The 26,134-nt window shown below is 66.4% G+C and carries 21 protein-coding genes and 2 pseudogenes; 13 read left to right on the top strand and 10 right to left on the bottom strand.

Annotated features, from left to right (window positions below; all coding sequences use genetic code 11):
* Positions 1-33 precede the first annotated feature (33 nt).
* Complete coding sequence (locus CJ179_RS28210) at positions 34-678, bottom strand: TetR/AcrR family transcriptional regulator (RefSeq protein WP_095863527.1); 645 nt, start codon at positions 676-678, stop codon at positions 34-36.
* A 239-nt stretch (positions 679-917) separates the two neighbouring features.
* Between CJ179_RS28210 and CJ179_RS28205 the strand changes: the two genes are divergently transcribed.
* From CJ179_RS28205 to CJ179_RS28190, 6 genes and pseudogenes are all read left to right on the top strand, one after another.
* The gene (locus tag CJ179_RS28205; protein WP_083395604.1) at positions 918-1,694 is read left to right on the top strand and encodes a hemerythrin domain-containing protein; all 777 of its coding nucleotides are present in this window, start codon (positions 918-920) and stop codon (positions 1,692-1,694) included.
* Positions 1,695-1,883: 189 nt separating this feature from the next.
* Positions 1,884-2,834, top strand: a pseudogene (locus CJ179_RS54085) (serine/threonine-protein kinase); the annotation flags it as partial.
* 249 nt (positions 2,835-3,083) lie between these two features.
* Entirely contained in the window at positions 3,084-4,490 is a 1,407-nt protein-coding gene (locus CJ179_RS54080; protein WP_373560161.1) for a LuxR C-terminal-related transcriptional regulator, read from the top strand.
* A gap of 187 nt (positions 4,491-4,677) precedes the next feature.
* Positions 4,678-4,809: a hypothetical protein gene (locus CJ179_RS52870; protein WP_257015801.1), complete on the top strand. Its 132-nt coding sequence runs from the start codon at positions 4,678-4,680 to the stop codon at positions 4,807-4,809.
* 67 nt (positions 4,810-4,876) lie between these two features.
* On the top strand, positions 4,877-8,689 hold the full coding sequence (locus tag CJ179_RS28195) for a YncE family protein (protein WP_095863642.1): 3,813 nt from the start codon (positions 4,877-4,879) through the stop codon (positions 8,687-8,689).
* Between the two features lie 556 nt (positions 8,690-9,245).
* On the top strand, positions 9,246-9,860 hold the full coding sequence (locus CJ179_RS28190) for a hypothetical protein (RefSeq protein ID WP_072946838.1): 615 nt from the start codon (positions 9,246-9,248) through the stop codon (positions 9,858-9,860).
* 148 nt (positions 9,861-10,008) lie between these two features.
* Here the strand turns inward: CJ179_RS28190 and CJ179_RS28185 are convergent, their stop codons facing one another.
* Positions 10,009-10,536 (bottom strand): ester cyclase, encoded by a 528-nt coding sequence (locus CJ179_RS28185; protein ID WP_095863524.1) that lies wholly within the window; start codon positions 10,534-10,536, stop codon positions 10,009-10,011.
* A gap of 186 nt (positions 10,537-10,722) precedes the next feature.
* A complete protein-coding gene (locus tag CJ179_RS28180) occupies positions 10,723-11,010 on the bottom strand; it encodes a nucleoside triphosphate pyrophosphohydrolase (RefSeq protein WP_095863523.1) in 288 nt (95 codons plus the stop codon).
* A 149-nt stretch (positions 11,011-11,159) separates the two neighbouring features.
* Here CJ179_RS28180 and CJ179_RS28175 point away from each other — a divergent pair, with 149 nt between their 5' ends.
* The 5 genes from CJ179_RS28175 (at position 11,160) to lipA (ending at position 17,180) form a co-directional block, all read left to right on the top strand.
* Complete coding sequence (locus CJ179_RS28175; protein WP_095863522.1) at positions 11,160-12,125, top strand: thiamine pyrophosphate-dependent dehydrogenase E1 component subunit alpha; 966 nt, start codon at positions 11,160-11,162, stop codon at positions 12,123-12,125.
* Positions 12,126-12,139: 14 nt separating this feature from the next.
* Positions 12,140-13,171, top strand: coding sequence for an alpha-ketoacid dehydrogenase subunit beta (locus tag CJ179_RS28170; protein ID WP_072946842.1), 1,032 nt, complete (start codon positions 12,140-12,142; stop codon positions 13,169-13,171).
* A gap of 2 nt (positions 13,172-13,173) precedes the next feature.
* Positions 13,174-14,706 (top strand): 2-oxo acid dehydrogenase subunit E2, encoded by a 1,533-nt coding sequence (locus CJ179_RS28165; RefSeq protein ID WP_095863521.1) that lies wholly within the window; start codon positions 13,174-13,176, stop codon positions 14,704-14,706.
* Positions 14,707-14,715: 9 nt separating this feature from the next.
* Complete coding sequence (gene lpdA, locus CJ179_RS28160) at positions 14,716-16,125, top strand: dihydrolipoyl dehydrogenase (RefSeq protein WP_072946844.1); 1,410 nt, start codon at positions 14,716-14,718, stop codon at positions 16,123-16,125.
* Positions 16,126-16,196: 71 nt separating this feature from the next.
* On the top strand, positions 16,197-17,180 hold the full coding sequence (gene lipA, locus CJ179_RS28155) for a lipoyl synthase (protein WP_083395606.1): 984 nt from the start codon (positions 16,197-16,199) through the stop codon (positions 17,178-17,180).
* A gap of 3 nt (positions 17,181-17,183) precedes the next feature.
* Here the strand turns inward: lipA and CJ179_RS28150 are convergent, their stop codons facing one another.
* Positions 17,184-18,440, bottom strand: a complete 1,257-nt coding sequence (locus tag CJ179_RS28150; protein ID WP_371851586.1) for a GAF domain-containing protein — start codon at positions 18,438-18,440, stop codon at positions 17,184-17,186.
* A 127-nt stretch (positions 18,441-18,567) separates the two neighbouring features.
* Here CJ179_RS28150 and CJ179_RS28145 point away from each other — a divergent pair, with 127 nt between their 5' ends.
* Positions 18,568-19,347 (top strand): acetoin reductase, encoded by a 780-nt coding sequence (locus tag CJ179_RS28145; RefSeq protein ID WP_095863520.1) that lies wholly within the window; start codon positions 18,568-18,570, stop codon positions 19,345-19,347.
* A gap of 105 nt (positions 19,348-19,452) precedes the next feature.
* On the top strand, positions 19,453-19,686 hold the full coding sequence (locus CJ179_RS28140) for a hypothetical protein (protein ID WP_072946847.1): 234 nt from the start codon (positions 19,453-19,455) through the stop codon (positions 19,684-19,686).
* An 83-nt stretch (positions 19,687-19,769) separates the two neighbouring features.
* Here CJ179_RS28140 and katG read toward each other — a convergent pair whose 3' ends face one another.
* The 6 genes and pseudogenes from katG to CJ179_RS53805 form a co-directional block, all read right to left on the bottom strand.
* Positions 19,770-21,998 (bottom strand): catalase/peroxidase HPI, encoded by a 2,229-nt coding sequence (gene katG, locus CJ179_RS28135; protein WP_095863519.1) that lies wholly within the window; start codon positions 21,996-21,998, stop codon positions 19,770-19,772.
* Positions 21,999-22,035: 37 nt separating this feature from the next.
* On the bottom strand, positions 22,036-22,479 hold the full coding sequence (locus tag CJ179_RS28130; RefSeq protein WP_087555081.1) for a Fur family transcriptional regulator: 444 nt from the start codon (positions 22,477-22,479) through the stop codon (positions 22,036-22,038).
* A gap of 229 nt (positions 22,480-22,708) precedes the next feature.
* Positions 22,709-22,864, bottom strand: coding sequence for a hypothetical protein (locus CJ179_RS51445; RefSeq protein ID WP_167372170.1), 156 nt, complete (start codon positions 22,862-22,864; stop codon positions 22,709-22,711).
* A gap of 87 nt (positions 22,865-22,951) precedes the next feature.
* Complete coding sequence (locus CJ179_RS28125; RefSeq protein ID WP_095863641.1) at positions 22,952-23,626, bottom strand: response regulator transcription factor; 675 nt, start codon at positions 23,624-23,626, stop codon at positions 22,952-22,954.
* 17 nt (positions 23,627-23,643) lie between these two features.
* The gene (locus CJ179_RS28120; RefSeq protein ID WP_095863518.1) at positions 23,644-24,807 is read right to left on the bottom strand and encodes a sensor histidine kinase; all 1,164 of its coding nucleotides are present in this window, start codon (positions 24,805-24,807) and stop codon (positions 23,644-23,646) included.
* Between the two features lie 106 nt (positions 24,808-24,913).
* A pseudogene (locus CJ179_RS53805) lies at positions 24,914-26,051 on the bottom strand (RNA-guided endonuclease InsQ/TnpB family protein).
* Positions 26,052-26,134 lie beyond the last annotated feature (83 nt).

The raw sequence follows: 26,134 nt of genomic DNA, 5'->3' as shown, positions 1-26,134 counted from the left end.
GGGTCCAGGTACTGACCGGCTCCCGAGCACTCCCTACCCCTGCGTGCACAGGGCGGCGATGATCGTTCGCGTCATCCAGTCCGAGTATCGGTCGAGTGTCCATCCCCGTTCCAGGACGAGTCGCTCGTAAGTGTCTATCGCGAGGTAGTTCCACAGCACGTCGCGTACCTCGTCGAGTTCGATGCCGGCACGAAGTTGGCCTGTCCCCGCGAGGTGGCCTCCGATCATCGTCATCGCGGTCAATCCCTCCTCGCTCAGTTGCCGCCAGACCGGGATGAGCGAGTCGTCCACGTGCCGTCCGTCGCGAATGAGAATTTGCACCTTGGCCGACCGTTGCTGCCGCCGCGCCAGTGCGTGGATGAACATCTCGATCTTGCGGCGCACGTCCGGCTCGTCGAGCATCGCCCGCTGCTCCGGGCGGTCGGCGACCGACACCGGCTCGTCGTCACCGGCGATCACGAAATCGAACACCGCCTTCGCCAGGGCCGCCTTGCTACCGAAACTCTTGTACAGGCCCTTCACCGAGACACCGCCCCGATCGGCGACCGCCGCGAGTGTCGTGGCCCGGAAGCCGTCGCGCTCGAACAACTCCTTCGCAGCCACGACCACGGCACGCCGTCTCGCGCGCGCCCGCTCCTGCCTGCCGGACACGTCGTAGCGCCTCTTGACTTCGACCATCGCCGCTCCGATAATTTAAGTACAACCTGATTGAATCCAATATATCAGGGCTGACGCCACAGCACCGCAGGCGCAACCGGGTGCACAGCAGGCGGCCGAATCGGGACGGATATGCGACATACCTGTCGGCCGAATCGAGAGAGTGCGTCCAGCCCTGTCGAAACCGCGTAAGTCGTTGGTCGGCAAAACGATGCGGTCCAACGTGATCGCGCGGTGCGGACGAGGGAAGGGAAAGGGACATGGAAAACCTGCATGAGCCCGCCGATACACGAAGCATGGGGATCGTCCACAGCGCTCTGCGCCGTGACCTGGAACGAACCCGATTGGTGCTCGCGTCTCCGCCCTATCCGGACGGCAGACGTCGTCGAGCGCTCGCAGGGCACGTCGTGTGGATGATGCACGTCCTGCACATGCACCACACCGCCGAGGACGCCGGACTCTGGCCACTGATCCGGGCCAGGAATCCGTCTGCGAGTGGCCTGCTCGACCAGATGGATGCCGACCACCAGCGGATCGCCCCAGCCATCACCACCGTCGAGGAGGCCGCACGAGCCTACCGTCACAGTGAGTGCGCACGTGAACGGTTGCGCAATGCGATCGCTGGACTCAACGACGTCTTGTTGCCGCACCTGCAGCGTGAAGAATTTGAGATGATGCCGGTCGTCGGCGCTACCATCACCACCGCCGAGTACCTCGCCGTCGAGAACGAGTACTTCGTCAAACCAAAGAGTTTCACCGAGCTGGGCGCCGAGGGACCGTGGATCATCGACGGGGCTTGCCCCGACGACCGCGACGTGATCTTGCATGTGATTCCTGCGGTCCCACGTTTCGTACTTCTGCACACCTTCGGCCGGAGCTACCGCCGTAAGGCCACCCTATTGTGGGAGGACGGGCCGGCGGCTGCTGTACCGCCGCTGAAAGCCTCCGTGAGGGACGCGGGCATCCCACCAGCCGAGCCCACCACGAGACGGAACCAGGCGGATCGGTATCCACAGATTGGACCTGCGCCAATGTGAAGCTGGGCCTACCTACCGATGGAGCCGGGACTTAGGGTTGACATGAAACAACCATGCGGTCTGTAAATCCGAGGAGGGCGCGGTGACCTGTCGTGGTGGTGCTCGTATGACTTGTTGCGGTGACCGGCGCAGACCGAAGTGGTTCCTCCGTCATCGTTGATGCCCCAGGTCGAGAAATTGAGATAACCCATGTCCGAGGACGACCCGCTGGCAACCCAGCGTGATCCCGTTTCGGGGTTCACGGCCGACTTGGTTGCAGACGGGTTCACAGATGCAATCGAGATCGGACGGGGTGGCTTCGGCATCGTGTATCGGTGCCGGCAGCCTTCTCTGGACCGCACGGTCGCGATCAAGGTGTTCACCGCCGACGTAGATCCGGACGACCGCGAGAGGTTTATCCGCGAACAGCATGCGATGGGCAAACTGTCGGGCCACCCGAACATCGTCGACATCTATCAGGTCGGGGCTACCCGGAGCGGCCGACCCTACATCGTGATGCAGTACCACCCCGGCGGTTCGGTAGAGGAGAGAATCCACCAGGCCGGCCCGTTCGAGTGGGGTGATGCGATGGGCCTCGGGATCAAGCTGGCCGGTGCACTCGAGGCTGCGCACCGGAACGGGATACTCCACCGCGACGTCAAGCCCGCAAATATCCTGCTCACCGACTACGAAGAACCACAGTTGACCGACTTCGGTATCGCGCGCATCGCCGGAGGCTTCGAGACGTCCACCGGCACGGTCACGGGTTCGCCCGCATTCACAGCCCCGGAGCTACTCGAGGGTGAGCCGTCCACACCGTCATCGGACGTCTACGGACTGGGCGCGACGTTGTTCTGCGCAATCACAGGTCACGCCGCTTTCGAACGCCGGAGCGGCGAGCAGTTGATTGCCCAGTTCCTGAGAATCACCACGCAGCCGATTCCAGACATTCGTGTGGCGGGTATTCCGCCGAAGATGTGCGCTGCCATCGAACGGGCCATGGCCACCAGTCCCGTCGATCGTCCCGACACTGCCGCTGAGTTCGGGGCCGAACTCCAAGAGATTCAGCGTGGGTGCGGGCTCAACGTCGACAAGATGATCGTGCCCGGCACAACTGCTACTCGTTCGCCCGCAGGTGAGCTCCTTCGACGGGCGACGCCCTCGGGCGACACGCGGTGCCGTCGCGCGGTCGACGACCTGGAGCGCGGTCGAGCAGCCTACCGAGCACAGGTGTGGGACGAGGCGTATTCGCGGCTCAGCCGCGCAGACGAATCGGCGGCCTTGGATCCGGACGATCTCGAGGCCCTCGCCGAGGCCGCCCACCTCAACGGCCGGCCCGAGCACAGCGTCGAGGTACGTAGCCGGATCTACACCTACCGGGTGGACAACGGTGACGACCCCGGCGCCGCCATGTGCGCGATCCGAATCCACCTGGTATCGATGCTGCACGGCGACATATCCCCGGCCATGGGATGGCTCTCCCGTGCACAACGGCTGCTGCAACGGGAGCCGGAGTGCGCGGTGCACGGCTATCTGTCCCTAGCTCAGGCCGAGGGTGCGTTCCATACCGGCAACCCGGACAGTTCACTCGAGCTGGCGCGCCGCGCAACGACAATCGGCACACAGTTCACCGATCCCGATCTGGTCAACGTCGGCCTGCACCAGGCAGGTCGCGCCCTCGTCGCGCTCGGTGACATCTCAGGAGGCACCGCACTACTGGACGAGGCCATGATCGCCGTGGCCGGCCACGAGGTGAAACCAGTGAGCTCCTGGTGGATCTACTGCAGCTCGATCAACACCGCCGAATACATGTCGGACTTCGGCCGCGCCAGCACGTGGACATCCGCATTCGAGAAATGGCTGGGAACCCAGCACGGTGCCACGGCCGTCTCCGGCTCGTGCCGGATGCACCGATCCCGGATCCTGCGCCTGCACGGATCCTGGGCCGACGCCGAACACGAAGCACGGCAGGCCTGCGCGGAGCAGAACGGAACCGTCGCCATGGATGCGGGCCAGGCCTGGTACCAGATCGGCGAGATCCGGCGGTTGGTCGGTGACCTCACCGCAGCGGAGGAAGCGTTCGGGCACGCCGGCGCCTACGGCTGGGATGTGCAGCCCGGCATGGCACTGCTGCGAGCCGCGCAGGGCCGCACCGACGCAGCCGCCGCCGGTCTCGCCCGTGCATTGGTCGAACATCCCTCGGACCGCCTCGCGAGGGCGAAACTCCTCCCCGCACAAGCAGAGATCGCGATCTCTGCGGGCGACCTCGACCGCGCACGCGCCACCGCGGAGGAACTTGCCGCCCTGGCGGACGGCGCCCCGCCAGCCGTCCGCGCCGCAGCAGAACAGGTTGTCGGTGCCGTCCGCCTCGCCGACGGCGACCCAGCGGGTGCTCTACCCGAGTTGCGCGGTGCCGTGCAGATCTGGGCGGACCTCGACATGCCCTACGAGGCCGCACGCAGCCACCGGCTGATCGGACTCGCGTGCGGCGCAATCGGCGACGAGGACACTGCACGACTCGAATGGGACGCCTGTCGTGCGGTGTTCGACCGCCTCGGTGCGATGCCGGATCTTCAGCGCACCGACGAACTGCTCGGGTCGGCGCCACCACCGGCACAACTCCCCGACGGTCTCAGCGCGCGAGAGGTCGAGGTGCTACGACTAGTCGCGTCCGGAATGACTAATCAAGATGTGGCAGAACACCTGTCGCTGAGCAAGAAGACCGTCGCACGGCACTTGAGCAACATCTTCGCCAAGATCGGCGTCACCTCACGCGCCGCCGCGACTGCCTACGCATACCAACACGGCCTGAACTGACCAGCCGCGATTCATGTTCGTGCCGGAAGCAGACCGGTACTTCCTGTTGTCCGGACGGCACTCCATGTCCGATGCCTGATCGAGCGCGCCAATGGGTCGAAATGCCCATCGGGGCTGATTAGCGCGACGCCGAATACAGCGAACGCCCGATGCGGTGGTGGCGACGCACGAACTAGCCTCAAACCAGTTGCCTGACAGCGAGGCAACGATGACGGACAAGGGCACCACGATGGCCGACCTCGACTTCGCGCCGCGAGACATTCTCATCACGGGCCGCGCCGGAATGCGCGCAGGCAAGACGTCAGTTCCGGGGCGATGAGCCGGCCCAGCCCCGGGATGGTGCGTCCGGACTGGCAGTTCGAAGCGTCCTCATGGAGGAGGAACTCATGAATAACGACAAGCACCTCCAGCACCTCGGCGAGCTGGCGGTGGCAGTGGGCATCGGGCTTGCGGTCGGAGCACCGGCCGGCATGGCGGTGGCAGCACCGTCCGTCGGCGACTCGTCCACGTCGTCCGGTTCCGACTCGTCCGACCGGACATCGTCCGACCAGGGATCCACTGACCAGGGATCCACTGACCAGGGATCCACTGACCGTTCCACGGACAGGACTTCGTCGGACCGGACGTCATCCGGTACATCGGGTACCGACTCGGACTCGTCGAGCGACAGATCCGGATCGTCGACGACCGGCGATTCGAACACGGATTCACAATCCACGTCCGGCACGGATTCACAATCCACGTCCGGCACGGATTCGCAATCCACCTCCGGCGCCGATACCCAATCCACTACGGGCACCGAATCCACGTCCTCGGACAACGACGTGAACGGGTCCGACGTGACGACTCCCGACCCCGCCACGGCACCCGACCCCACGGCACCCGACAGTTCGTCAACTGTGAGCCGCGGTGGCGTGCCGGATTCGGGCACGGCAGCAGACGAGCCCGGTGCCGCGACAGCGCCGGCCGGCAGGCCTGCGGAACGAGCAGTCACCGAGCGATCGGATTCGCCGGTGTCCTCGACATCCTCGCAGGGTGACGACCGCACACCTGCGGGCGACGCCAGTGTGCCGAACCTGTCGACAGCACCGGTGACGGACGGATCCGGCGCGGCCCTCGACCCGGCCGCCGCGGCCAAGGCCGCGGCAGTGCGCGAACTCGTCCCGGACTTGCCGGCAGCAGTTCCGGCAGCGATTCCGGAAGCAGTGCCGGCGACGGCTCCCGCGATCACCACGATCGACGGGACGGCAGCCCTGACGCGCGCGGTGCCCGTCACCCGTGCCGATGCGCCGCAGATCGGGACGCAGGCATCGGGACCGTCTCTCCCCGCCCCGGCGGTAGAAGTTGCATCCAGCGTCGTGTCGAAGGTGCTCGGCGCCCTCGGGCTACGCCCGTTCCTGTCGAATGACCCACAGGTACCGATCGAGTCGCCGACGTTCTGGGCGCTGGCCGCGGCATGGTGCCGTCGACAGGAGAAGGCAGTCATCACCGACGCGAGCCGGGCGCTGGCTGCCGCCCCCGTCACGACCAGCGAGCCGATCGAATCGTTCGCCGGAGCACGAACATCCTCCGTCATGACCGGCGAGCCGATCGGATCGTTCGCCGCCGCGAGCACCACATCCACCGCCGCACTCTCTGCATCCACTGCCGGGCCGACCGTCGATGTCCGTGTCCCCGACCGCAGCACCGGTGCGGTGCTCGGCTCGATCACTGCGTCCGGAAGCCAACTCGGTTACACCGTCACCACACCGCCGAGCCGCGGCACGGTCACCGTCGACACGACCGGCGGCTTCACCTACACCCCCACCCAGGTAGAGCGCCAACGGGCCGCGCTGAACCCGGACGCCGATTACGACTCGTTCACCGTGACGGTGACCTCCGGGCAGTCCAGCACCCCGGTGACTGTGCAGGTGCCGGTGTCGGCGGCACGGATGCAGCTCGCGCAGTCCACCACTGTCGGGTCCAACCCATCGGGTGTGGTGTTCGCCGGCACCAGAACCTATGTGGCAAACCAGGGTTCGAAGAGCGTCTCCGTGCTCGACGCAAACAACGCCGTCGTCGGCTCGGTGACCGTCGGCACCTCGCCGACCGGCGTCGCGGCCAACCCGGCCGGCACCCGGGTGTATGTCACCAACAGCGGCAGCGGCAACGTCTCGGTGATCAACACGTCTACCAACACGGTCGTCGCCACCGTCAAGACCGGCACCACACCCAGCGCCGTCGCCGTCAACCCCGCCGGCACGCGCGCGTACGTCACCAACAGCGGCAGCGGCACCGTCTCGGTGATCAACACGTCTACCAACACGGTCGTCGCCACCGTCAAGACCGGCATCACGCCCAACGCCGTCGCCGTCAACCCCGCCGGCACCCGCGCGTACGTCACCAACCGCAGCAGCAACACCGTCTCGGTGATCGACACCGCCACCAACACGGTCGTCGCCACCGTCAAGACCGGCACCACGCCCACCGCCGTCGCCGTCAACCCCGCCGGCACCCGCGCGTACGTCACCAACCGCGCCAACAACACCGTCTCGGTCATCGACACCGCCACCAACACCGTCGTCGCCACCGTCGCCGTCGGTTCCCAGCCGACCGCCGTGCGCGTCACCCCCGACGGAAGCGCAGCCTATGTCGTCTCCAATCCGGACACACTGACCGTCGTCGACACGCGCACCAACACCGTCGTGTCCACCCTCTCCCTCGACTCGCCCACCGAGTCCGGCGACCACTCCATCGCGCTCAGTGCCGACGGTTCCCGGATGCTCGTCACCGATGCGGCCGACGGGCGGGTCCGAGCCCTGACGCTCACCTACGTGAACTCCGCGCCCACAGCGACCTGGACGGCCGGCGCACCTCGGGCGTCCGACGGCGCGGTCGTCGTCACCCTCGTCGACCCCAAAGACCCGGACGGCGACCCGGTGACCTTCACGAACACCGCGCCCGGGTCCGGATCGGTCCTCTCCGACGGCGTGACCTTCACCTACATCCCGACCGCCGCCGCACGCGACCTCGCCCTGCAAACACCGATTGAAGACGCCGACCACTTCACCATCGCCCTCACAGACGGCCACGCCGTGACGAACATCCCTGTCACCGTTTCCGTTTCGCCGACCCCCCTCCAGGTCGTCTTCGACGTCGAGTCGACGGAGATCACGGTGGGGTACCCGACCGACGCGGCCGTCGTCGACGACCGGCTCTACGTCGTCAGCGAGGACGGCTATGTGCGGGTCATCGACGCAGATGGGACCGTCGGGACGCCGATCGCGGTCGACTGGGCGTCGTCGAACATCGCGGCCGCCCCGGACGTGGACCGGGTGTACGTCAACAGCCCCTATACCGGCACCATCTCGGTGATCGACACGACCACCGGCACCGTCATCGAGACGATCTGGCTGCCCACCTCCCCCGACTTTCAGGGCTATTCCCTGGCGCAGGAGTTGGCCGTCAGCCCCGACGGGACGCGCCTCTACGCCAGCGGTGAGGACGGCACGGTGTCGGTGGTCGATACCGCCACGAACGCCGTCGTGGCTTCGCAGCCGCTCGGCTCCTACGGCAGCCTGGAAGTCAGTGCGGACGGCCGCTACCTGTTCGGCGCGAACGGGTCGACTGTCAGTATCATCGACACCGAGTCCCTGACCACGGTCGGCTCCATCACGGTCGGGCCCACGTGGGACCACACCAGGACGAGCAGCGAATTCACCGACGTTTCGCACAGCCTCACCGTCGTGAACGGGAACCGGCTGTACGTCACCCAGCACGTCAGCACCGTGGAACTCGCCTCCGGCGGCTTCTCCAACGGACAGTTCATCGTCGACAACACCGGACGGCTGTGGCGCGTGACGGGCGGATACGGACTGGTCTCCGTGATCGACATCGATCCGGCGAGTGCCACGTACGGCACCACGCTCGAGAACGTGCGACTGACCGGCGACGCGCAGGACCTGGCGCTGAGCCACGACGGCAGCCGGGCATTCGTCACCGTCGGGGATGGACGAACCGTCGCGGTGATCGACACCGCCACGAACACCGTCGTCGGAACCTTCGTCACCGACGAGGACGGCGCGGTCACCGGGCCCTACGGTCCGCTCCGGAACGTGCTGCTCGCGGGCGACACGCTGTACGTCACCGACTACCGCGACGGCGCGGTGTACGCGGTCTCCGGCCTGACGATCGGCGCGCCCGCCGCCCAGAGCGTGTGAACACCCGGCGGCCGAACGCCTGAATGGCCAAATGCTCAATTCTCCGCGCATGACCGCGCGCGAAACTCACACGAGCGGTGTCGATTTGGGACCGGCCACGTCGCCCCAATACGCCTTCAGACCCGCCACCGGATGCGCGATGTCAGCACGGGGAAGTCGAGCATGTGTTCACAGAGCCGTCCCGCTCGACGGCGTCCGGAAAAAGTTCCATCGCCGTGGTTTTCGGCCCCGGGCGGTCTCGACTCGCCGGAATCTGACCAAGCCGGACTTCGTCACGACCGTGCACTGTGAGCACCCTCGGCGGCGACGGTTGGCGGTCGACCACACGGGTGCCGGTCGTTTGACGGCGCCTCGCGCGGAAGCTGAAGTTGAAGTCGAACTTCAGGCCTCGGTGGCGATAATCCCAACAGAAGGTCAAGCCCAGCAAAAATAGCGATTCAATGTCAGGCGCTGGGCGCGTAATCTACTACATGAGGCTTCTCGGCGCTTCCTAGCGCTTCTCGGTGCTACCTGCCGCCCGGTGCCGCGCCATACAAACCCGAAGATTGGAGCAGAGATGCGTATCTTGCGTGCGTTTGTAGGAGGGATCGCCGGGGCGATCATTCTGGTTCTGGGACTATCTCTTCACGCGCCCGTGCCGACTGCTCAGGCCGAGTGTCTGAGAATGCCGTACTTCACGCCGTTTGGATATGCCAACTTCGATTTCCCCCCGCGAATCGTTGCGCTGATGAACGACAACGAGATCGCGGTCGAAGGCATCACGCCGTTCGAGGCCAAGCCCGCGAAGACCGGTCTCTATCTGCCAATCGGCTCGCACACCAATTACATCGACGCATGCCAGGGCGTGTACTACCCCGGCGGTCCGAGATTGATCAGCAAGACTGGGAATTCTGTTGCGGTCGAGAATATCTGGCTGCGAATGGACGGCGCCTACGGAGCTGTGACGATCAACGGAGTTCCTCAGGGCGAGAGGATGGTCGCCACCTACAACGTGGGTGAAATGATGCCGACGCTCATGACGCCCCACGGCGGCGGGATAGGACCCACATATTGGCCGTTCCGTTTCTCCCCATATTTCGCGCAGGTTTTCAACGACACCGCCGGCGCCAACCTCGTCCAGCCGGGTGAGGTGTTCGCCAACCTCGACGCCGTCGGGAAGTTTGCGCCCTGATCTGACACGAATTCAGATGAAGGCCCGGATCGAGTTCGACTGCGAGATCCCCCGCGAGCACCGAGTTCGTCTCGGCCACCGCGGTTCCCGAACAGGGATTATCCGTTCGTCGACAGCTTGCGTCGGATGATCAATCCGTGATCGCGAGCTAGCGACGACGAGCGATACCGACGACACGGGTTTTGGCATTGAAGGCCGCCTTCAACGCGCGATCCGCAATCGAACCGTCGGGCGGTAGCAACTTGATCTGGCGGGCGAACTCCATTTGGTCGTAGCGCACCGTATTGGTGACGACCTTTCCGTCGGCGATGACGAAATGGTCGAATCCCTCGAATTCGATTCGCCGGCCAGTGGCGGCGACGCCGACGAAGGTGCCGACGTGCCGCCCGGTCAGGCGCCAGTGGACGAGGACGTCGTTGCCGGCCTCGGCCATCGCGACGATCTCGAAGGCGAAGTCGGAGACGGCGGCGAAGACCTGGTCGAAGTAGACGGCGATCTCGTCGCTCCCGCGACATGTCCCGGTCGGGAAGTGCACGGTGGAATCGGCGGTCCAGAAACTTCGCAGGCTGCCGACGTCCTTGGCGTTGATCCGCTCGAAAGCCCACCGGACGAGTAGCGCATTGGAGACGTCGTTCGGGGGAGGAAAAGTTGTCGAGGTCGGGCTGCGATCAGACATCTCTACTCCATGCAGGTTGACGCGAGGCAGGCTGGCACGCTGGCACGCAGCCTCGGCCCCTGCGGAACGCAGACTCTGACACAACACGACCCCGGCCGACTCCAGCTGCCGGGGCCGGTCGGTTCCCATTGTCCTCCGCGCCGCTTGCGATGTCATCGATGATTCGCATGGGGAAATACCCCCCGACTACGCGTCGGACGCGCCGCCGAGTTCGACGTGTTCGAGCCAGATTCTCCGTTCGATGCCACCGCGGGTGGCGCGTTTGCGGTCGGCCGCTTGTTTCACTTCGGCCTCGGTGATCCCCAGCGCCGCTATCAGGGCGGTGGTGACTTCGAGAAGGTCGGCGAGTTCGTCGACCCGCTCGTCCGGCGATGCGTCCTGAAGTTCTTTCGCCTCCTCCACGACCTTGGTGTGGAGGGCCGCCAGGTATTCCGGCGCACGCGGGCCGGCCCCTCGCCGCGGAAGCCGCCCCATTGCAATCCGCTGCAACCTTTAGTGCGCACGTCATATCTCCCTACATTCATGACCCGGGTTACACGAGGCACGAACCGTTCCGGCGCCGCATCGCGATCGGAGGTCGGCCCCGACGTAGCCGGCGACAACGGAGAAACCAAGGGAGTGCAATGGCGCTGAACAAGAATTCGTTACTGAGCGCGTATCGGAAGATGTCCGAGATCCGAGCGTTCGAAGACCGCCTTCACGAGGAGAACGCCACCGGCGACATTCCCGGCTTCATCCACCTGTACTCCGGTCAGGAAGCCATTGCGGTCGGCGTGTGCGAGAACCTGCAGGACAGCGATTACATCGGGTCCACCCACCGCGGTCACGGGCACTGCATCGCCAAGGGGTGCGACCTCCACGGGATGATGGCGGAGATCTTCGGGAAGGACGACGGCCTCTGCCACGGCAAGGGCGGTTCGATGCACATCGCCGACCTGTCGGTGGGCATGCTCGGCGCGAACGCCATCGTCGGCGGGGCACCCTCCCTCGCCATCGGTGCGGCGCTCAGCGCGAAGACACTGCGCAACGGCGGCGTCGCCGCCTCGTTCACCGGCGACGGCGGCTCCAACCAGGGAACGGTCTTCGAAGCCATGAACATGGCCGTCGTGCTCGACCTTCCCATCGTCTTCGTCACCGAGAACAACGGTTTCGGCGAGGCCACCGGCCGGGACTACGCCGTCGGCGCACCCAGTATCGCTTCCCGTGCGGCTTCGTTCGGCATGCCTGCCGTGACCGTCGACGGAACCGACTTCTTCGCCGTGTACGAGGCGACCCGTGAGGCCGTCGAACGTGCGCGCATGGGAGGCGGGCCGACGTCGATCGAGGCGATCGCGTACCGCTGGCACGGACACTTCGAAGGTGACGCGCAGCTGTACCGCACCGCGGATCAGGTCGCGGAACTGCGCAAGACGAAAGACCCGCTGCTGAACTTCCGCAACCACCCGGACAGCAAGAAGGTGTCCGCGAAGGAACTCGACGCGATCGACGCCGACGCGCGGGCCCGGGTCGACGACGCCGTGGCGAAGGCCCGGCAGGCCGAGTATCCGCCGTTGGCAAACCTTCTGACCGACGTCTACGTGTCGTACTGAGAGTGAGAACAGAAATGACAACGTCGAAGACGACGTACCGCGAAGCGATCAAGGCCGCGCTCGCCCAGGAGATGGAACGCGACGCGACGGTTGTGCAGATCGGTGAAGACCTACGTGGCGGTCAGGCGGGTACCAATCCGGACCTCGAGTCCGGAAAACTCGAGGCGTTCGGTGGGGTGCTGGGTGTGACGAAGGGCCTGTGGACCGAATTCGGTTCCGACCGGGTCATCGACACCCCGATCACCGAGTCCGCGATCATCGGCATGGCAGCCGGCGCCGCATTGACCGGGCTGCGTCCGGTCGCCGAACTGATGTTCATGGACTTCTTCGGAGTCTGCTACGACGCCCTGTACAACCAGGCGGCGAAGTTTCGCTACATGTTCGGCGGCAAGGCCCGCACCCCGCTCGTGGTGCGCGGCATGATCGGTGCCGGATTCTCGGCGGCGGCCCAGCATTCGCAGTCCCCGTACAACGTGTTCGCCGCGGTCCCGGGCCTCAAGGTGGTGGCCCCGTCCAACGCGTATGACGCCAAAGGTCTTCTCATCCAGTCCATTCGCGATGACGACCCGGTGGTGTTCTGCGAGCACAAGACCCTGTACGACCTGAAGGGCGAGGTTCCCGACGAGCCGTACACGATCCCGTTCGGGGTCGCCAACTACACCCGGGAAGGTACGGACGTCACGATCATCGCGCTCTCGGCGATGGTGAACGCCGCCAACACGGCCGCCGACAAACTTGCCACCGAGGGCATCTCCGTCGAGGTGGTCGACCCGCGGACCGTCTCGCCCCTCGACGAGGAAGGCATCCTCGAATCCGTCGCGTCCACCGGACGGGTTGTGATCGTCGACGAGTCCGCGGCGCGTTGCGGATTCGGCCACGACGTCGCCGCACTGATCGCCACCAAGGCGTTCGGTTCGCTGAAGGCACCGATCGAACTGGTCACCCCACCGCACACCCCGGTGCCGTTCTCCCCCGTGCTCGAACAGGCATGGCTTCCCAACGCGGCGCGCATCGAGGCCGCGGTACGCAAGGTGGTGACTGCCTGACCATGAGCGACATCAAGCTGATCGAAGTTCCCAAATGGGGCCTGTCCATGGACGAGGGCACCGTCACCGCGTGGTTGATCGACGAAGGATCGCCCTTCGCAAAAGGCGATCTGATCTGCGAGATCGAGACCAGCAAGATCACCAATGAGTTGGAGGCGCCGTTCGACGGCGCACTGCGGCGCATCGTCGCCAAGCCGGGTGCCACGCTGCCGGTGGGTGCGGTCCTGGCGGTGTCGGCGGACGCGGCCGTCTCCGATGCCGATATCGAGGAGTTCCTGACCGGAATCGGAGCGGATCACGTCCCCGCGCCCGAGCCGGAGCGGGCACCGGGCGGGCAGCCCACGCCCGCAGAGCCGCGCGTGACTACTACCCCGACCGCTCCGGCGGCCCAGGAATCGGCGCGGCCATCCGGCACCACCGCCGTCCCGGATTCGCTACGGGGACAGACGAATGTCGACGTCTTCGCAACGCCGCACTCCCTGCGGTTGGCCGAGAAACTGTCGATCGACCTGGGCCGGGTGGCAGGGACCGGCCGCGACGGCCGGATCTCGGTCGCTGACGTCCACGACGCGATTCGCTCGGCAGGCGGAACCGTCGCAGAGGCACCGTCGCCGACTCGCTCAGGTGTGCCCGGACGCTCCGCCGAGGACGACGGCGCGGTCGATGCGACGCCGGTGGCACGTCGACTGGCGAAATCTCTGGGCATCAACCTGCACGACTGCCGGGCCACCGGTTCGCGGGGGCGCGTCTGCGAGGCGGACGTCCGGGAAGCCGAAAGGACGTTCCGACTGGTTCCCGAACCGACACCCACGCCCGCCGGCGGTGCGGCCACCCCGCACGCGATACCCGAGTTCGAGACGATCCCGTTCAACTCGATGCGCAAGGCGATCGGTCAGCGCCTGCAGGAATCGAAGCGCAACGCCCCACACTTCCGGCTCACCGCGGACCTCGAGATCGACAATCTCCTCGCACTCCGCACGGAGATCAACGCAACGGTGCCGGCAGTCAAGCTGTCGGTCAACGACTTCGTGGTCAAGGCCTGCGCTGCGGCGCTCCGCCAGGTCCCGGACGTCAACGTCCAGTTCGACGAAGCGGCGCAATCGGTGCTGAGATTCTCCGCCGCCGACATCTCGGTGGCCGTCGCCTTGCCGTCGGGCCTGATCACGCCCATCGTTCGCGGAGCGGAGAGCAAGAGCCTGGCCGAGATCTCCGGTGAGGTCCACACATTGGTGACCAGGGCCAAGACCGGCAAGTTGACGCCGGAGCAGTTCCAGGGCGGCACGTTCACCATCTCGAACCTCGGTATGTTCGGCGTGCGCGAATTCGACGCGATCATCAACCCACCGCAGGGCGCCATCCTCGCCGTCGGTGCGGGGCAGCAACGACCGATCGTCGTGGACGGTCGGATGGAGGTCCGTACGATGCTGACCGTCACGCTGTCGTGCGACCACCGCGTGATCGACGGCGCCCTCGGCGCGACGTTCCTGCAGGAACTGCGGCGCTTCGTCGAATCACCCGCGTTGATGCTGGTCTAGGGAGTGTTGATGACTGACAAATACGACGTTCTGGTGATCGGAAGCGGACCCGGCGGCTACGTCGCCGCCATCCGCGCCGCCCAACACGGACTCCGCACTGCGGTGATCGAACGGGACCGACTCGGCGGAATCTGCCTGAACTGGGGTTGCATTCCCACCAAGGCCCTGCTCCACGGCGCCGACGTGGCGCACACGCTGGAGAATCTGCGCCCCCTCGGATTCTCCACCAGCGGTGTAGAATTCGACATGGCGCAACTGGTCGAGTTCAGCCGTGGGGTGTCGGGGCGGTTGTCCGACGGCATCGGGTACCTGATGAAGAAGAACGGCATCGACGTGATCAGCGGCACCGCGCGACTGGCCGGAAAGGGTGTGGTGGGTGTTCGGGAGGACGGTGACTCGGCGTCGCCGCTCACCGAGTACCGGGCCGACCACATCATCCTCGCCACGGGTGCGCGTCCCCGTTCGGTGCCCGGGGTGACACCGGACGGCGATCGGGTGTGGACCTACTTCGACGCGCTGGTACCCCGGGAACTTCCGAAGTCGCTGCTGGTCATCGGTTCCGGTGCCATCGGCGTCGAGTTCGCGAGCCTCTACCACGATTTGGGTAGTGCGGTCACCCTCGTCGAACTGGCACCGCAGATCATGCCCGTCGAGGATGCCTCGGTGGCCGGCCACGTGCGCCTGCAGTTCGAGAAGCGCGGGATCGAGATCCACACCGGCGCCTCGGTGTCCGAACTCACCGTCGGCGCGGGTTCCGTCGCCGTGACGGTGAAATGCGCGGACGGATCCCTCGAAGAACGGGTCGTGGAGCGGGTTCTGGTCGCCGCCGGCGTCCAGGGCAACGTCGAGAATCTCGGGCTCGAGGACGTCGGCGTCGAGGTGGACCGCGGGTTCGTCACCACCGACGAGTGGTGCCGCACCACCGCATTCGGGATCTACGCCATCGGCGACGTCGCCGGCGCCCCGTGCCTCGCCCACAAAGCGAGTCACGAAGGCGTGCTGTGTGTCGACAAGCTGGCGGGAGCCCCACACGTGACACCGTTGGACAAGGACTATGTCCCCGGATGCACGTACTCGAGACCCCAGGTCGCCAGCCTCGGCCTCACCGAGGACCAGGCGCGGGCAACCGGACGTTCCCTGCAGATCGGACAGTTCGATCTGCAGGCGTCCGGCAAGGCACTCGCCATCGGTGAAGCCGAAGGCTTCGTCAAGACCATCTTCGACGCCGACAGCGGTGAACTGCTGGGCGCCCACATGGTCGGGCCCGAAGTCACCGAGCAGATCCAGGGATTCGGCATCGCACGATCCCTGGAGGCCACCGGTGACGATCTCGCGGACGTGGTCTTCGCGCACCCGACGCTGTCCGAGGCCATGCACGAATCGGTCCTGTCGGCGCTCGGCCGCCCGATCAACATGTAGCGCTCCCCGCCGAACCGTGGTTGCCCTCCGGCACCGCGGTTCGGTGGGAACCACCACCCAGGAATCGACACGTGACTGCCACACCACGAACACCGTCCCGGGCCGTGCAGGCCCCGCCCGGCCGCAAGCTGCTCCGCCTCGAGATCCGAAACGCGGAGACTCCGATCGAACGCAAACCCAACTGGATCAAGACGAGAGCGAAGATGGGCCCGGAATACTCCGAGCTCGAGGGCCTCGTCACACGCGAGGGTTTGCACACCGTCTGCGAAGAAGCCGGCTGCCCCAACATCTACGAATGCTGGGAAGACCGCGAGGCGACGTTCCTCATCGGCGGTGAACAGTGCACCCGCCGCTGCGACTTCTGCCAGATCGACACCGGCAAACCCGACGACCTCGACCGCGACGAACCCCGCCGCGTCGCCGAATCCGTCCAGGCGATGGGACTGCGGTACTCCACCATCACCGGTGTCGCCCGCGACGACCTCCCCGACGGCGGCGCCTGGCTCTACGCCGAAACCGTCCGCCTGATCCACCAGCTCAACCCCGGCACCGGCGTCGAGAACCTCATCCCCGACTTTGGCGGCAAGCCGGACCTGCTCGCCGAGGTCTTCGACTCCCGTCCCGAGGTCCTCGCCCACAACGTCGAGACCGTCCCCCGCATCTTCAAGCGGATCCGCCCCGCGTTCCGCTACCAGCGCAGCCTCGGCGTGATCACCGCCGCCCGCGACTTCGGGCTGGTCACCAAGTCCAACCTGATCCTCGGCATGGGCGAGACCCCCGACGAGGTCCACCAGGCGATGGAAGACCTGCACGCCGCGGGCTGCGACATCATCACCATCACCCAGTACCTGCGCCCCTCCCCCCGCCACCACCCCGTCGAGCGGTGGGTCAAGCCCGAAGAGTTCGTCGAGCACTCCCAGGCCGCCGAGGAGATCGGGTTCGCCGGCGTCATGGCCGGACCGCTCGTCCGCTCGTCGTACCGCGCCGGCCGCCTCTACGCGCAGGCGAAAGCGATTAGGGAGAAGCCTCTTTCGCCGACCGGAGAGGCCTCCTGACACTCAACCGACCACATGCACGTCGACACCGTCGGCGAAACGGTACGGATGGGTGGACAGAACGGGGCCGAGACTTTTTCGGAGACGGGAGATCTCGGCGCGCACGGCCACCACGTGGTCGCGGTCACCGAACAACGACACGCTCAGCGACGCAGCATCGATTCCAGCGGAACCACTTTCGGTCAGCACTCGCAATATCTGCGCATGGCGCGGTGAGAGCGCCCGGGTCCAACTCGTATCGCCCCGCACCGTTGCTCGCGGGGACTCACCGAGATCGAGTTCCACTCCGATGGTCGTCGGCCTGCCTTCGCGTCGCACCAGCCAGCCGTCACCGAGCGGTTCCGGCACACACAGCCCCAACCCGGGCACCAACAGCGGCGTGCCGGGGCACGGAGGTGACACCCGGTCGGGGGCGGCGAGCCCCCGGGCGTCGGCGACCCAGCCGTGCCGGTCCACCACGAGGGCCGGACCCGCGGTTGCCCCGAGCACCGGCGACGCATGACCGCGAAGCTTCTCCAGGTTGATCGTGTGCTCCTGCCACAATGTGGCCTCGGCCAACCGCACCGCCGTCTGCACCAGCGCCACCGTCGTCGGATGAACCGACATCGCCGAGCCACTGATGTCGACGACGCCGAGCACTTCGCCACTCCGGGGATCGTGCACCGGAGAGCCCGTGCACGACCAGCCACGATGCGACCGTGCGTAATGCTCCGCCGAGAACAGTTGCACAGGAGAATCTTCCACCAACGCCGTCCCGATTGAGTTCGTACCCACCGAACTCTCGGACCATCGGGCCCCCTCCATGAATCCCAGGGCATCGGCGGCCTTCCGCAGGCCACGGGACCCTTCCCGCCACAGGACCACCCCGTCGGAGTCTGCGATCACCACGATGAAATTCGCGTCCTCCGCCACCTGAGTCAACGTGCTGCGAAGCTCCGGAAGAACCGCACGCAAAGCCGTACGCGTCCGCCGGGCTTCGACCTCGGCGCAGTCGGCCAGCACCACGTCCTCACAACTGTCGGGACTCACCCCGTCCGCTTGTAGCCGCGACCACGACCTGCCGACGATCTCGCGCGGCTGCGCCGGTGGTCGCCGACCCGACAGCACCGCGTCGTGAACTTGACTCAACAACCGTGCGTGCCGGGGAAGATCCACCCCCGAGCCGACAGCGGGAAGGCGGTGCCGAACCGAACCGGTAGTACTCACACCTCCGAGCCTACCGGGAATGTGAGCGCCGAACCAAGGCCGGGCTCGGCACATTTTCATTGGGAGAGAACGCAATCGGTTCAAAACTCGTCACAATGCAATCGGCTGCAACCCTTGAACAGTCTCGGCAGACGATGCTTGGCTCCCCTGTGAGGACGATCACATCGGAGAGGAGCTAGGAATGAGCATCGAGGGCAAAGTCGCGTTGATCACCGGCGCGGGCCAGGGCATCGGACGCGCGATCGCGTTGCGGCTGGCGTCGGACGGCGCCGACATCTCGCTCGTCGACGTCAACCCCGACCGGATCAACGCGGTGGCCGACGAGGTCCGGGCGGCGGGTTCGAAGGCCATCTCGTTGGTCGCCGACGTGACGGACCGCGATCAGGTCCGGTCCGCCGTCGACCGAACCGAGCGTGAACTGGGCGGCTTCGACATCATCGTGAACAACGCGGGCATCGCCCAGGTCGACCCGATCGCCGACGCGACACCGGAGGACGTGTCGCGGATCCTGGCCGTCAACGTCGAAGGCGTGCTGTGGGGCATCCAGGCCGGGGCGGCCAAGTTCCGGGCGCGGGGGCACGGCGGCAAGATCATCAACGCGTCGTCGATCGCCGGCCACGAGGGATTCGCGATGCTCGGCGTGTACTCGGCGACGAAGTTCGCGGTCCGCGCACTCACCCAGGCCGCGGCGAAGGAGTACGCATCCGACGGCATTACCGTCAACGCCTACTGCCCCGGTGTCGTCGGCACCGACATGTGGATCACCATCGACGAGCGCTTCTCGGCCCTCACCGGCGCGCCGAAGGGTGCGACGTTCGAGAAGTTCGTCGGCGGCATCGCCCTCGGCCGTGCACAGACACCCGAGGACGTCGCGGCGTACGTGTCGTATCTGGCCGGACCGGACTCCGACTACATGACCGGGCAGGCCGGACTGATCGACGGCGGCCTCGTGTACCGGTAGGCAGGGCGTTCCAGGCCAAGGCTGGGCGGTGGTGGTTTCGCGGGGGCAGTCGCGGGTAGACGAGGTGGTGACGCGTCAGTGAGTTCGGGATGAAAGGGGGCAGCGATGAACGTCGGCGACCTCGTCGAACGCACCGCCCGGTTACGAGCCGATCTACAAACCCTCGAACACCGGATCAAGGAGTTGACCGACGAGTTCGACTTGCTCCACAGCACAGCCGACGGCGCTTCGCGTGAAGGCGTGATCGACAGCCTCAGCGACGCCCGGCTGGACCTGAGCACCGCGGACAGGCACCTCGAGACCGCGGTGCGAAACGCCGAGAAGCTGTCGATGGCCTGAACCCCGGCACCCCGCGAGCATCTGCTCGCGGGGTGCCGGGTCAGGTGACGGTTGGCCGGCCCGGAGCCGACCAACCACCGTGATCAGTCGAGGTCGAACCGGTCGAGGTTCATCACCTTGTCCCACGCGGAAACGAAGTCCTGCACGAACTTCTGCTGCGCGTCGTCGGTCGCGTAGACCTCGGCGAGGGAACGCAGTTGCGAGTTCGAACCGAACACGAGATCGACGGCTGTGGCTGTCCACTTGGCGTCGCCCGTGACGCGGTCGCTGCCCTCGTAGACGTTCTCGGCGGAGGCTGCTCCCTTCCACACCGTCCCCATGTCGAGGAGGTTGACGAAGAAGTCGTTCGTCAGCACCTCGGGCCGGTCGGTGAAGACGCCGTGCGCCGTCTGCCCGAAGTTGGCGTTCAGCGCACGGAGGCCGCCGATCAGGACCGTCAACTCCGGGGCGGTCAGGTTCAGCATGTAGGCCCGCTCGACCAGAAGTGCCTCGGCAGGCAACTTCTCTCCCGGCCGGAGGTAGTTGCGGAACCCGTCGGCCCTCGGTTCGAGCACCGCGAACGACTCGACGTCGGTCTGCTCCTGCGATGCGTCGGTGCGCCCCGGCGTGAACGGAACCGTAATGTCCTGGCCGGCGTCCTTCGCCGCCTTCTCGACCGCCGCGGCACCGGCCAGAACGATCAGATCCGCGAGCGAGACCTTCACACCGCCGGACTGCGACGAGTTGAAGTCCTGCTGGATCTGTTCGAGGGTCTGCAGAACCTTGGACAGCTCGGCCGGGCTGTTGATCTCCCAATCCTTCTGCGGCGCAAGACGGATCCGCGCCCCGTTGGCGCCGCCCCGCATGTCGGTGCCACGGAACGTGGCTGCCGACGCCCAGGCCGTGGACACCAGCTGGGAGATGGACAGCCCCGAGTCGAGGATCTTGCCCTTCAGGGCGGCGATCTCGCTGTCCCCGATCAACTGGTGATCGACAGCGGGGACCGGGTCCTGCCACAGCTGGGCCTCCGGGACCCACGGGCCGAGGTAGCGCGTGACCGGTCCCATGTCGCGGTGCAGCAGCTTGTACCACGCCTTGGCGAACGCGTCGGCGAACTCCTCCGGGTGGTCGAGCCAGCGCCGGGTGATCTTCTCGTACGCCGGGTCGATGCGCAGTGAGAGGTCCGTCGTCAGCATCGTGGGGGCGCGTCCCGCCGACGAATCGAAGGGGTCGGGAATCGTGCCCGCGCCCGCGCCGTCCTTCGCGGTCCACTGCCAGGCACCGGCGGGGCTCTTGGTCAGCTCCCACTCGTAGCCGTACAGGACCTCGAGGAAGCTGTTGTCCCACTTCGTCGGTGTAGGAGTCCACACGACCTCGAGACCGCTGGTGATCGCGTCCTTGCCGACGCCGGTGCCGTAGGCACTCTTCCAGCCCAGGCCCTGCTGCTCGATCGGGGCGGCTTCCGGCTCCGGACCGACCAGGTCGGCGTCGCCTGCACCGTGGGTCTTGCCGAACGTGTGGCCGCCGGCGATCAGCGCGGCGGTCTCCTCGTCGTTCATCGCCATGCGGGCGAACGTCTCCCGGATGTCGCGGGCGGCGGCGAGGGGATCGGGCTGGCCGTTGGGACCCTCCGGGTTCACGTAGATGAGACCCATCTGCACGGCCCCGAGCGGACCCGAGAGGTCACGATCACCGCTGTAGCGTTCGTCGCCCAGCCAGGTGTCCTCGGGACCCCAGTAGATCTCCTCGGGCTCCCAGATGTCGTCGCGTCCGAATCCGAACCCGAAGGTCTTGAATCCCATCGACTCCAGGGCGCAGTTGCCGGCGAAGACGAGGAGGTCGGACCACGAGATCTGCTTGCCGTACTTCTGTTTCACGGGCCAGAGCAACCGGCGGGCCTTGTCGAGGCTCGCGTTGTCGGGCCAGCTGTTGAGGGGCGCGAAACGCTGGGCGCCCTGACCGCCGCCGCCGCGGCCGTCGGCGATGCGGTACGTGCCTGCGGCGTGCCAGCTCATCCGGATGAAGAGGCCGCCGTAGTGGCCGAAGTCGGCAGGCCACCAGTCCTGCGAATCCGTCATCAGATCGATGACGTCGCGCTTGAGTGCTTCGACGTCGAGCTTCGCGAACTCCGCTGCGTAGTCGAAGTTCTCACCCATCGGGTTGGACTTGGACGAATGGGCGTGCAGGACCGACAACTCCGGCTGGTTCGGCCACCAGTCGCGGTTCGTCCTCGGGCGGTGCGCCGTCGGAGTGGGGGACGGGATTGCGGGGTTTTCACTTTCACTGGTGCTCTGAGTGTTTCCCTCGTGAGCGACCGGGCAGCTATCGGACACAACATTCCTTCCGGGAGAGACCAATTTGGGCTGTTGGTCAGGGTTTCGATCGAGAAGTCTGTGTTGTCGAGCAGTCGGGGCACAGACCCCAGTAGATGACCTCGGCCTCCTCGACGAGGAAACCGTTGTCGTCGGACGCGGTCAGGCAGGGCGCCTCGCCGACGGCGCAGTCGACGTCCGCGATGGCCCCACACGACCGGCAGATCACGTGGTGGTGATTGTCTCCGACCCGCGACTCGTAACGAGCCACGGAGCCGGCCGGCTGTATCCGGCGCACCAATCCCACCGCGGTCACTGCGTGCAGCACGTCGTACACGGCCTGCCGGGACACCCCGTCCAGAACCGTCCGCACCGCTCCGAAAATCGTCTCCGTATCGGCGTGCGGACGTGCGTGCACCGCCTCCAACACCGCGACCCGCGGGCGGGTCACGCGAAGCTCAGCCCCGCGCAGTAACGCTGCGTAATCCGGCATCGACGGCACCCACTCACTATGGACTACTTTTCTGGACTCAGTAAAGAGTTTGCGGAAACAATTTGCCGTGACTTCCATTTACATACAAAAGATCGTCGGTGGCCGGAGAGTGCACCGACAGCCCGTCGAGGAAGCTCGAAGGCGATCACTCCCGTGCATCGACTGTGCCTGCGCGCGACTGTCCACTCGCGACGCTTCGATGCGGAACGGCCACAACGTGACTGGCGGGGTCGACCCCTCAGTACCAGTACTTACGTCCGCCCACCTTGCGGCCCAGCAGCCCGAGGAGCAGGAGGAGAAGGCCGACGGCGCCGACTATGAGGCCCGCGATCCACAAGGACGAGATCTTGACGACCAAGCCGACGACGATGAGCACCACACCGATTGCGATCATGGCCAATTCCTCTGTGAGAGTGGCTCGGGCTTTTATGCGAATCCTAGGCGCAGGAAGCCGTCGGCGTCAGGGAACCGCAGCGGCTGATCACACGGCCGGCCCTCGGTCCGGACCGGTGTCGCCCGGCGAGACGATGCCGTGATCGAACGCGTACACGATGGCGGCTGCGCGATCGCGGAGATCGAGTTTGAGGAAGATGTGCCCGACGTGACTCTTCACGGTCACGCCCGAGATGCCCAGCTCACGACCGATCTCGCTGTTGCTGAGCCCGCGCCCGATGAGCGCGAGCACGTCGAGTTCCCGCGCGGTCAACTCGGTGAGGCGGTTGCCGTCCCCGTCGGACGACGGCGCGACGGTGTGGTACGTGGCGAGAACCCGTCCGGTCACGGCCGGGTCGAGGCAGGCGCCGCCCTCGGCGACGGTGCGCACGGCGCGAATCAGATCCTCGGCCGGCGAATCCTTCAGGATGAACCCCGCCGCACCCGCGCGGAGCGATCCGGACAGCAGATCGTCGTCGTCGAACGTGGTGAGCACCAGCACCGGCGGCGGCTGGGCGGCCGACCGGAGGTCGCGGGTGGCCCGGATGCCGTCGACCTTCTTCATCCGCAGGTCCATGAGCACGACGTCCGGGGTGTGCTCCGCGACCGCGCCCGGCACCTCCGAGCCGTCGGCGCATTCGCCGACGATCACGAAGCCGTCCTTGCGCCGAAGGATCCGGCGCAGCCCCGACCGCACCAGTTCCTGGTCGTCGACCAGCAGCACCCTGATCTCCGGACCGGTCACGACAGTCCCGGAATGTGACGGAGGATCGCCGGCCGGCACGAGTCGCGGGGCAGCGGGACCGCGGCGCGCACCGACCACCGCCTGCCGTCCGGGCCGGCGCGGAGCGTGCCACCGAGCAACGCGGCGCGCTCGCGCATACCCCGCAGCCCGGAACCGCGCGAGTTGTCCGGTGCCGACACCCGGCCCCGGATCGGGTTGCGAATCTCCAGGGACACACGTTCCGGCTCGATCGTGAGCCGCACGTCGGCGCCGACGCCGGGCGCATGTTTGGCGACGTTCGCCAGCGACTCCTGTGTGATGCGGTACAGGCCGAGACCGACTGTCCCGGTCACCGCGGAGAGGTCTCCGTGCAGGTCGAAGTCCACCGGGAGGCCCGCGCGGCGGAAGTCGTCGATCAGATCGGGAAGATCCGCGACCCCGGGTTCCGGGCGGGTACCTGCCGGGCCCGCGTCGAGCAACCCGACGGTGCGGCGGATGTCGGCCATCGCCTGCCGCCCGAGTCGCTCGGCGTCGGAGAGCGCATCCACGGCGTCGTCGACGTCGCGGTCCTGCTCGAGCGCGCGGCGGGCCGCGGTCAGATGCAGCAGCGTGATGCTCAGCGAGTGGGCGATGACGTCGTGGACCTCGCGGGCGATCCGCTGGCGCTCTCGGGTGGCGGCCTGCTCCGACTGGATCGCCTTCGACGCGCGCTCCTGATGCAGGAGACGCAACTGGGTGAGCATCAGATACCCGAACGCCCACCCCAGCACGACGCCGGCGAGGGCGTAGGGCGCGCCGTCGAGTCGCCCCGCCACGGCGAACACCGACAGGACCGCCATCGAGCTGAACAGGGTGGCGAGGCCGACCCACAGCGACGCCGTTGCCGCGACCTCGCCGGTCAGGATCACCAGGATGAGCGGGGCGAAGTCGAACGCGGTGTCGGGTTGCTGCAGGAGCAACAGTGCGGCCGCCGCGGTCACGACGACGGCAAGGAACGGCCGCGGAAGCACCACCCCCGGTCTGATCATGTCTCCCGCAACGGGGGTCACCGCGGCGACCAGCCCGCACAGCAGCACCCACCCCGGCGGCACGAAGCCGTCGCGTTGCGCGACAGCGGCACCGCCGATGGCGACGACGGCGATGTGCGCGAACACCGGCACGGCGAAACCGCCTCCGCGGATCCGTAGCGTTGCGGGCTTGACGTCCTCTCGGCCGTGAACGACCGAGAATCCCCTCCAGACTCACGTCCCGAGGTTCCTGTTTCACCGACAGTCGCCGCCCCACACTTTATGTGCGAGGTGGTCTCACACCGTCTCCGCAGGCTGCCACCGCCAGTCCGACGGCCAAAATATTCCTCACCGCATTCACATCCCGGTCGTGGACGGCGCCACATGGGCATGTCCATTCCCGTACGTTCAGCGGCATGGTCGACGCGACCTCCGCGCACACCGAGCAGGTCTTCGACGACGGACAGAACCGATCGATCACCACCACCCGCCGCCCGTACCAGTCGGCCTTGTACTCGAGCATCGACCGGAACTCGGACCACCCCGCATCCGAGATCACCCGAGACAACGACCGATTCTTGACCATGTTCCGCACACTCAGATCCTCGATGGCGGTCACTTGGTTTTCGCGCACCAGCCGAGTGGAGAGTGTGTGCAGATAATCGCGGCGCCGATCGGCGATCCGGCCATGGATCTTCGCGACCTTCAGTCGGGCCTTGGCCCGGTTACGCGATCCCTTCTGCTTCTTGGCCAGCACATGCCTTCGCCAGCCGCTCACGATCCCTGCGCTCGTGTCGCGGGTTGGTGATCTTCTCCCCCGTCGAGAGCGTGTAGAGGCTGGTGATCCCGGCGTCGAGCCCGACCACCCGATCGATCGGCTCGAGTTCGCTGATGGTGTCCTCGACGAGAATCGAGATGTGGTACTGACCACGAGCATTGCGCGACACCGTCACCTGCGACGGCACGGCCCCCTCCGGCAGCGGCCTCGACCACCGAATGTCCAGCGGTTCGGACTGCTTGGCCAACCGGATCTGCCCGCCGCGGTAGGTGAAGCAGTTCGAATAGTAGGTCGCCGAATCCTTCGACCGCCCCTTCCTCTTGAACTGCGGGTAGCCGGCCTGCTTGCGCCAGAACTTCTCGAACGCACCCTGCAACTGCCGCAGCGACTCCTGCAACGGCCCCTTCGACGGCTCCGCCAACCACGCGGTCCCCGCGTCCCGCTTCCATCCGGTGAGCATCTTCGAGGTGTCCGCGTAGGTGACCCGTCGCTGCTCCTGCGACCACGCCCGCGTCCGCTCGGCCAACGCCCGGTTGTAGACATACCGGGTGCACCCGAACGTCCGAGCAAGCTGTTCCGCCTGCACCGCAGTCGGATAGAAACGATACTTGAACGCCCGCTTCACCATCTTCCCCGCCATAACCCAGACACTAGCCACACAGTCCGACACAAACAGATCGGCTCACCCGGACCTGAAGGACCGGGTATGCGCCGAAAGACTCA

Origin of the sequence: Rhodococcus sp. ACS1 (genome assembly GCF_002300155.1) — a bacterium.
GTDB classification, from domain to species: Bacteria; Actinomycetota; Actinomycetes; order Mycobacteriales; family Mycobacteriaceae; genus Rhodococcus_F; species Rhodococcus_F koreensis.
The sequence above is the reverse complement of the archived record's forward strand: the minus strand, read 5'-3'. Positions and strand labels throughout refer to the sequence as shown.